The sequence below is a fragment of the Lysinibacillus sp. BSL11 genome (assembly GCF_052928325.1).
Genome location: NZ_JAVGCX010000033.1, coordinates 1 through 8,124 on the forward strand (window position 1 = coordinate 1; position 8,124 = coordinate 8,124).

The window sequence follows — 8,124 nt, forward strand, 5'->3', positions numbered from 1 at the left end:
GTTCGCTCGACTTGCATGTATTAGGCACGCCGCCAGCGTTCGTCCTGAGCCAGGATCAAACTCTCCATAAAAGAAATTTGATTAGCTCAAATTGTTTTGCTGGCATCATGTTTGATGTCCAAAATTGCGTTTCGTTCACTAACTGAAGCTAGTTACTTAAAACTTTATTGATTACGTTTTGCTTGTTCAGTTTTCAAGGTTCATTTTGTTTACTGCTGTTTCAGCAGCAACTCTTATATAATATCATGCGCCACACACCGTGTCAACAATAATTTTAAAATTATTTTTCCGTTTCAATCAGTTGTATTAGCGACTTTTATAACTATACCATAATCTTTTTATATTGCAAGCCTTTTATAAAATAAATATTAAAGCTGTTATTCCTAAGACACCAGGAATACCTAAAACAGCGATTGTTAAGACCGAAAACAGATTGATTGGCACATTATATCCTATATAACCAATACCTAAATGGATTACGAATAATAGTAGAAAAGCAAATGCAAATCTAAACCAAAACACCGATAATCCTTCTAAGATTTTACCCATTTTAGCATGTCTTATTATTACATAAAGAAAAAGAAGCCCGACAGGAATACAAATACTCATAATTACTAACTCAGACATATAGTTGCCCCCTCAATTAAATAATTATGAAAGTTTATGTTTCCTGTTTTGCTTCTATGAATATTTTACAAAGAACTATTTTATTAATACCTTACGAATTCTAGCTTCCTTAAACAAATAGAAATGAATACTTTCTGCTGTTTTGCGTTGAGCAATTACACCTAGGTCATAATCATCCATTAATTCTTCTATTATCTTTGCCTGCTGTAAATCCTCTTTTGTTTCTTTAATCAGATTCACAAGCTTATCATCAAATTCCTTTTTTAATTTCCCTTTACTACGGAAGAACATACTAATCCCTCACTCATAACTCGCGTCGGCCTTCCATTGCCTTAGACAGCGTAACCTCATCTGCGTATTCTAGATCTCCACCTACTGGCAATCCATGAGCAATACGAGTTGTACGAATGCCTGACGGTTTGACAAGGCGAGAAATATACATAGCGGTTGCCTCACCCTCGATTGTTGAATTTGTAGCTAAAATAAGTTCTTGGACACTTTCATCTTGCAAGCGCACTAGCAAAGAAGCAACATTAATGTCTTCTGGACCAATACCATCCATTGGTGAAATAGCTCCTTGAAGTACATGGTACATACCGTTGTAGTCACGCATTTTTTCCATTGCAATCACATCTTTTGTATCTTGTACAACACAAATAATAGAATGATCTCGCTGCTTATCTGTACATATGTGACAAGGATCTACATCCGTTATATTGCCACAAATAGAACAGTAGCTTAGGTTTCGTTTAGCATCAATTAGTGCTTTAGAGAAAGATAATACATCGTCTTCCTTCATTGTTAACACAAAAAACGCCAGACGAGCCGCAGTTTTCGGCCCGATACCTGGCAATTTCATAAAACTATCGATCAATTTAGATATTGGTTCTGGGTAGTACATATGAATACCTCCTAGAATGGAAGGTTTAAGCCTTGCGTGAATTTACCCATAGTTGAGTTTGTTTTTTCTTCTACTTTTTTCAACGCTTCATTTGTTGCAATAACAATTAGGTCTTGTAGCATTTCGATATCTTCTGGGTCTACTACAGATTCATCTAGATTTACTGAAACTACTTCACGCTGACCAGAAACTGTTACTTTCACCATACCGCCGCCTGCAACACCTTCAAATTGCTCAGCATTTAGAGCTTCTTGAGCCTCCATCATTTCCTTTTGCATTTTTTGCATTTTTTTCATCATACCTTGCATATTTCCCATTCCACGCATAAATGTTTCCTCCTAAAAATTTAATCTTCAATAATTTCAACAAAATCTTTACCAAAGAGCTTTTCAGCCTCTGTTACAAGTGGGTCTTGTGAAGCAAGAGGTTGGGCATCATCGATAAATGGTTCTTCTGGCATTTCTGCCGGTGGTGGCTCTAATAATTCTTCTCCATGCTCTGATTCAGTCTGTGATTTCTTTTGCTGCAGACCATGATCACGAATAAACTCTTCACGCATTTTTAACCACGATTCTTCTGGTATACATAGCATCTCGTACATTGTACCAGTTTGCCCTGCAATTAATTGTGTAAAGTGAGCCTTTAAAGACTGGTTGTCGGCAACCATCTGACAATGAATATCATACTTGAATTTTAACACAAAAGCACTTGAAGATGCCGCAACAGGTTCGGCTTCTGCTAAAAGAGCCGATTGTGATTTTTGCATTTGACTTAAGGCTTGTGCCCAAATGGACTTAATACGTTGCACATCCTGCTTTGTTGCATCTTTCAGCACTTCCTGAATACGACCTGTAGGTGCTTTATAACCATTCGGGCTTTTAGCTCGAGGCCGTTGCTCTTTTTGTGCTGTCGTCGTTTGCATAGGTGTCCCCGTTTGCAGTTGTAAGGATAGTTGCTGAACCAGTTGTTCAAGAGCTACAATTTTTTGAGTGAGATCAGGGTTTTCTCCCATTTCATTTGTAGTCACCGTCTGATGGGCTATCCCTCCTGAAAACTGTACCATTTTAAGCAAAGCCGTCTCTAAATAAATTTTGGTATGGTGAGAGAAACGCATCTCTTGCTGTGTCTTTGCAAGTATATCAATATATCCATAAAGCATATTTGGTGCAAACTCGTGCGCTAAAGTGAATACACGTTCCTCAGGAGATACAAGCTCTAAAAGTTCAGCTAAATCATCACTTGTTTGAAGTAATAATAAATCGCGGAAAAATGTAATTAAATCCTCTGAGAGTCGCAAAGGGTCCTTACCGTCAGCTATAAGTTGCTCTAAAAGGGTAAGCATTTGCGCAACATCTTTTACTTTGAGTGCCTCCGCTAGATCATAAAAAACATCCTGACTAATAGAACCTGTAACTAACAACGTATCCTCAAGTTTTAATTTTTCGCCACTAAAAGACACAACTTGGTCCAATAAGCTTAAAGCATCACGCATTCCCCCTGCGGCTGATTGTGCAATCACCTTTAAACCTTGTTCTTCATATGGTAAGTCAATATCTTCTAAAACAACTTTCATACGTTCAATAATATCATTAGTAGAAAGTCGTTTAAAATCAAAGCGCTGACAACGAGAAATGATCGTAGCAGGCAATTTATGAGGCTCTGTAGTTGCTAAAATAAACACGGCATGAGGAGGTGGTTCTTCCAACGTTTTTAAAAGAGCGTTAAAAGCACTTGTAGAAAGCATATGCACTTCGTCTATGATGTACACCTTATATCTACTGCTTGCAGGAGCAAAACGCACCTTTTCTATGATATCCCTTATCTCTTCAACACGTGAATTTGAGGCTGCATCAAATTCAATTACATCTGGATGAGAACCATCTGTAATACTTATGCATGTAGCACATTCATTACACGGCTCTTTCGATGGTGCATGTTCACAATTCAAGGCCTTCGCAAAGATTTTAGCAGTACTTGTTTTCCCTGTACCACGGGGCCCAGAAAACAAGTAAGCATGTGTTGTTTTATTTGCTAGGAGAGCATTTTGTAGCGTTCTTTTGACATGTGTTTGACCAGACATTTCTCGAAAAGATTGCGGTCTATACACACGGTAAAATGCTTGATACGTCACTGATTTCCTCTCTCCTTCTCCATTTAATTGAATAGTTTTATTATAGCATTTGCTGCATTATATAGAAAATGAAGTTGCTAAATTTAAAATAAAAAAGCATCCGCCTATAATAGACGGATGCTTTGAATTGGCAATTTAATGCCGTGCACCTTTCCTTGACAGCCGCACATAAGCGTTACTCTTGTCGTTAGCTCAGATTAGGCAACCCCGCGGCACATGAATAAGACCACTTAATGCTGCTTCCTTCCGGACCTGACATGGTTCATGGGTATCCATTGCGCAGGACCCAATCGTCAACACTACGTGCAAAAGGCAGACCAAACAATACGGACAGCCTCGAAAAAGGAATTCAGTCTCGCTAGAGCGGATTGCGAGTTACAGGACACCGCTACCTTCCCACCTAGCACGGCAATAACTAGTATACTGACTGTTTGTATAAAATGCAACTTAATGCACAAATTATTTATTTCTAAGTGACGATTTAAACATTATATATTTTTTCAAAAATTATCTTGACGTTCGTTTCTAGTTATGATAAATTTATTTTTGTCGATAAGACAGTAAAGCAATATAACATGGAGGTATACCCAAGTCTGGCTGAAGGGATCGGTCTTGAAAACCGACAGGCGGGTAACACCGCGCGGGGGTTCGAATCCCTCTACCTCCTCCAGTTTTAAATTTCCGACTACGAATGTAGCCGTTTTTTTTTTGCCTAAATTGTATGTATTACTTGTTAGATACCACTTCCGCCTCGGTTGTGGTATTTTTTATTATATCAATGATGGGAGGTTGTTGAATTGCAATCGAAATTACTTATGACGCGTGCTTCCCTTACTTGGATTTTCATTATTGCTGTTATGACCGCAATAGGTAGTGAAATTAAAATTATGCCTTTTGCTAATACAACTTTCCGTTTTGGTTTAGGAACAATTGTCTTCTTTTTATGCACATTAATTAAACCTACACCAATTATTTTAGCAGGTGTAGCTACCGGTATTGTGACAACTATTTTTCGGGTTATTAATTCGACATTACATGATGTTCTGATTGCCGAGAGTATATTTAACCATTTACCAGCCGGTTTATTTTATGTATTGTTTGCAGTATGCCTGCAAATTTTAGATATTCAACAATACAGAGAAAAGCCACTAAAACTTGGTTTACTCGTTGCTTTTAGTGAGGTCATCAGTAATTTAGCTGAACAAATTTTCCGATTTTTTGTCCAAACATATACTTTTTTATTTCTCCATGATCTCTTGATCCTATTAGCGGTAGCATTATTACGAAGCTTTTTTGTAGTAGGGATTTACAGCTCTATTTTGATAGCTGAACAAAAAAAGCGGGTACAAGAAATGCTGAATATTGGATCTGATCTCTATGTGGAGACACTATATTTAAAAAAGTCAATGAATCATATTGAAACAATTACAGGTAGTGGTTATGAATTATATCGTCAGTTAAAGACGCTAGGTTTTCGAGCGGAAAGTTTACAAGCACTTCATATTGCCCAGGAAATCCATGAAGTGAAAAAGGATTCTCAACGGATATATGCTGGTATTTCAAAGATTGTCGGGGAAAAGAGCTTTGGCCCTTTTGTATTATCTGAATTATTGCATTATATTGAAGAAGGTAATAGGAAATATGCAGAATTACTTGGTAAGGAAATACAATTTCATACATGTATAGACTTTGATTTTCAAACGAAAGATCATATTGCACTCCTTGCTCTATTAAATAATTTATCAGCCAATGCTGTTGAGGCTATTGAAAAGCAAGGGATCATTTCTATTGCTATTGAGCGCCAAGAGGATAATACTGTAATAACCGTATGTGATAATGGACAAGGGATTTCCCAAGCAGATATTTCTGTTATTTTTGAACCTGGATACACCACTAAATTCAATGTTGATGGTGTTGCAGCAACTGGCATTGGGCTTTCGCATGTTGCTGAACTAGTAGAAAAATTAAAAGGCTCAATAACCGTTGAATCAAACAATCAATACACAACGTTTAAAATCATAATTCCTACGCAAACTATTCAAACGGGAGAGACTTAAATGAGGTATTTTATTGTAGATGATGATCGTGCAAGTCGTGTTATGTTAAAGCAAATTATTGAAGATAGCGGGTTAGGAACAGTTATTGGTGAGGCTCGAAATGGTGAAGATGCCATTCCGCAAATTTTAATGACACAGCCAGAGTTTGTACTTATTGATTTACTGATGCCTAAGCTTGATGGTATAGCAACTGTGGAACAACTTATGCAAAATCGTTTCGAGGGACAATTTATTATGATTTCACAGGTAGTGAATAAGGAAATGGTTGGCGAAGCCTATGAGCAAGGAATTGATTTCTTCATTCATAAACCAATCAATCGTATTGAAGTTGAAAATGTTTTAAAAAAAACAACTGAACAATTTCGACTTAAAAATTCACTATTAGTGATACGTCAATCACTTACAAACATTGAGTTAAGTGAACAAAAGACTCATAAAGCTACATCACGAGACCATATTCAATCTATTTTGAATGATATGGGGATTGTCGGGGAAATTGGTAGTGAGGATATCATTGCCATTATAGAAACATTACTTGCTCACCAGCACAAGATTGCACCCCTTCCTCCATTAAAGGAGCTTTATGAAGAAATTGCAGCTGTGACCAAGGCTACGCCAGATGAAATTTTAAAAGAGAGTAAGGCCATCGAGCAGCGTGTGCGTCGTACAATATTAGCTGCCATGATTAATCTTGCTAATTTAGGGGTTGTTGATTACACAAACTCAGAATTCGAGTACTATGCCCCTCGCTATTTTGATTTTAAAGAAATTCGTCAGCTCATGACACAGATTGAAGATCACGATAATCGTAAAGCAAAGGTAAATATTAAGAAGTTTATTCAAGTGTTATATTCAGACATTTTAACAAAAGTAAATTAATTTTCTCGGATTTTGTCGGATTCCATAAGTCCTCCGTATTATTAAAGTAAGGCGTGTCCTAAAAATTTAATATTAGGGGAGGTACAAAGGATTTGAAAAAGAAATTTAAAGTCAGTTTAGCCGCTCAGATTTTAATCGGTTTGATTTTAGGGATCATTGTTGGTGGTATCTTTTACGGAAACCCCAAAATTGAGACATATCTACAACCATTAGGGGATATATTTTTACATCTTATTAAGATGATTGTTGTACCGATTATTATTTCGACATTAATCGTTGGTGTTGCTGGTACTGGAGATATGAAGCAACTTGGACGATTAGGCGGGAAATCAATAATTTACTTTGAGATTATTACTACAGTTGCAATCGTAGTTGGATTACTTTCTGCAAACATTTTCCAACCTGGTGCAGGTATTAACATGAATGAATTATCTCAAGGGGATATTTCGAAGTATGTATCAACAACTGAGGAAGTACAGCATGAAGGACCATTTGATATCATTGTAGGCATTGTCCCAACAAATATTATTCAGTCAATGGCTGAAGGTAATATGCTAGCAATTATCTTCTTCTCAGTTATTTTCGGTTTAGGGGTTGCTGCAGTAGGTGATCGAGGGAAACCAGTCTTAGACTTCTTCCAAGGGGTAGCAGATGCTATGTTCTGGGTAACAAACCTCGTAATGAAATTCGCTCCACTAGGGGTATTTGGTTTAATTGGTGTAACCGTTTCCAAATATGGATTTGCTTCACTGGTTCCACTTGCCAAATTGGCAATTCTTGTTTATGCAACCATGCTATTCTTTATCTTTGTCGTTCTTGGACTTGTGGCAAAATTCGCAGGGATCAGCATCTTCTATTTAATTAAAGTATTAAAAGATGAGCTAATTTTAGCCTTCTCAACAGCAAGTTCTGAAGCTGTATTACCACGTGTTATGATGAAAATGGAGAAATTAGGGGCGCCAAAGGATATTGTATCTTTTGTTATACCGACCGGTTACTCTTTTAACTTAGATGGGTCAACACTATATCAAGCCATTGCAGCATTATTTATTGCTCAAATGTACGGTATTCACCTAAGCATTGGTGAACAAATTACGTTAATGCTTGTATTAATGGTTACATCTAAAGGTATTGCAGGTGTTCCAGGGGTATCATTCGTAGTACTTCTAGCAACTTTAGGTACTGTAGGTATTCCACTTGAGGGACTAGCCTTCATTGCTGGTATTGACCGTATTCTTGATATGGGACGTACAGTTGTTAACGTAATTGGTAACTCATTAGCGTCATTAGTAATGGCTAAGTGGGAAGGCCGTTTCGATCGAGAAAAGATGAAAAATTACTTTAATGAAAATGAAAACCTAGCGTAATTTTAAAAAAACCCTCACGATGTTGGATGGCATCGTGAACTGCACCCCAATTGTTAGACACATCTAACAATTGGAGGTGCATTTTTTTTATGGCTAAATATAGTGCAGAGGAAAAATTACAAGCAGCTTTACGATACTTAGAAGGCAAAGAAAGTTCACATG

Annotated in this window: 9 protein-coding genes, 1 tRNA gene, 1 rRNA gene and 1 other RNA gene; 4 read left to right on the forward strand and 8 right to left on the reverse strand. The window is 37.1% G+C overall.

The window, feature by feature from the left end:
- From RCJ95_RS23555 to ffs, 7 genes are all read right to left on the reverse strand, one after another.
- Positions 1 to 71, reverse strand: a 16S ribosomal RNA gene (locus RCJ95_RS23555); the annotation flags it as partial.
- Between the two features lie 283 nt (positions 72 to 354).
- On the reverse strand, positions 355 to 627 hold the full coding sequence (locus RCJ95_RS23560) for a pro-sigmaK processing inhibitor BofA family protein (RefSeq protein ID WP_004233951.1): 273 nt from the start codon (positions 625 to 627) through the stop codon (positions 355 to 357).
- A 75-nt stretch (positions 628 to 702) separates the two neighbouring features.
- A complete protein-coding gene (locus RCJ95_RS23565; protein WP_004233954.1) occupies positions 703 to 918 on the reverse strand; it encodes a YaaL family protein in 216 nt (71 codons plus the stop codon).
- Between the two features lie 13 nt (positions 919 to 931).
- A complete protein-coding gene (recR, locus tag RCJ95_RS23570; protein ID WP_221683476.1) occupies positions 932 to 1,528 on the reverse strand; it encodes a recombination mediator RecR in 597 nt (198 codons plus the stop codon).
- An 11-nt stretch (positions 1,529 to 1,539) separates the two neighbouring features.
- Positions 1,540 to 1,854 carry a YbaB/EbfC family nucleoid-associated protein gene (locus RCJ95_RS23575; protein ID WP_004233957.1) on the reverse strand — a complete coding sequence of 105 codons (315 nt, stop codon included), beginning with the start codon at positions 1,852 to 1,854 and terminating at the stop codon, positions 1,540 to 1,542.
- 20 nt (positions 1,855 to 1,874) lie between these two features.
- The gene (dnaX, locus tag RCJ95_RS23580) at positions 1,875 to 3,659 is read right to left on the reverse strand and encodes a DNA polymerase III subunit gamma/tau (protein WP_221683475.1); all 1,785 of its coding nucleotides are present in this window, start codon (positions 3,657 to 3,659) and stop codon (positions 1,875 to 1,877) included.
- 141 nt (positions 3,660 to 3,800) lie between these two features.
- Positions 3,801 to 4,068, reverse strand: an RNA gene (ffs, locus tag RCJ95_RS23585) — signal recognition particle sRNA large type.
- 168 nt (positions 4,069 to 4,236) lie between these two features.
- Between ffs and RCJ95_RS23590 the strand changes: the two genes are divergently transcribed.
- The 4 genes from RCJ95_RS23590 to RCJ95_RS23605 all read left to right on the forward strand — a co-directional run bounded on the left by RCJ95_RS23590 (position 4,237) and on the right by RCJ95_RS23605 (position 7,962).
- Positions 4,237 to 4,329 (forward strand) — tRNA-Ser (locus tag RCJ95_RS23590).
- 127 nt (positions 4,330 to 4,456) lie between these two features.
- A complete protein-coding gene (locus RCJ95_RS23595; protein WP_257520901.1) occupies positions 4,457 to 5,716 on the forward strand; it encodes a sensor histidine kinase in 1,260 nt (419 codons plus the stop codon).
- The gene (locus RCJ95_RS23600) at positions 5,717 to 6,595 is read left to right on the forward strand and encodes a response regulator (protein WP_048391012.1); all 879 of its coding nucleotides are present in this window, start codon (positions 5,717 to 5,719) and stop codon (positions 6,593 to 6,595) included. It abuts the gene before it with no gap.
- A 92-nt stretch (positions 6,596 to 6,687) separates the two neighbouring features.
- Positions 6,688 to 7,962, forward strand: coding sequence for a cation:dicarboxylate symporter family transporter (locus RCJ95_RS23605; RefSeq protein ID WP_221683471.1), 1,275 nt, complete (start codon positions 6,688 to 6,690; stop codon positions 7,960 to 7,962).
- On the opposite strand, the gene RCJ95_RS23610 is transcribed toward RCJ95_RS23605, so the two are convergent.
- The coding region (locus tag RCJ95_RS23610) for a hypothetical protein (RefSeq protein ID WP_446722826.1) at positions 7,937 to 8,124 on the reverse strand (188 nt) is incomplete at its 5' end. The two genes, RCJ95_RS23605 and RCJ95_RS23610, sit on opposite strands and share 26 nt — an antisense overlap.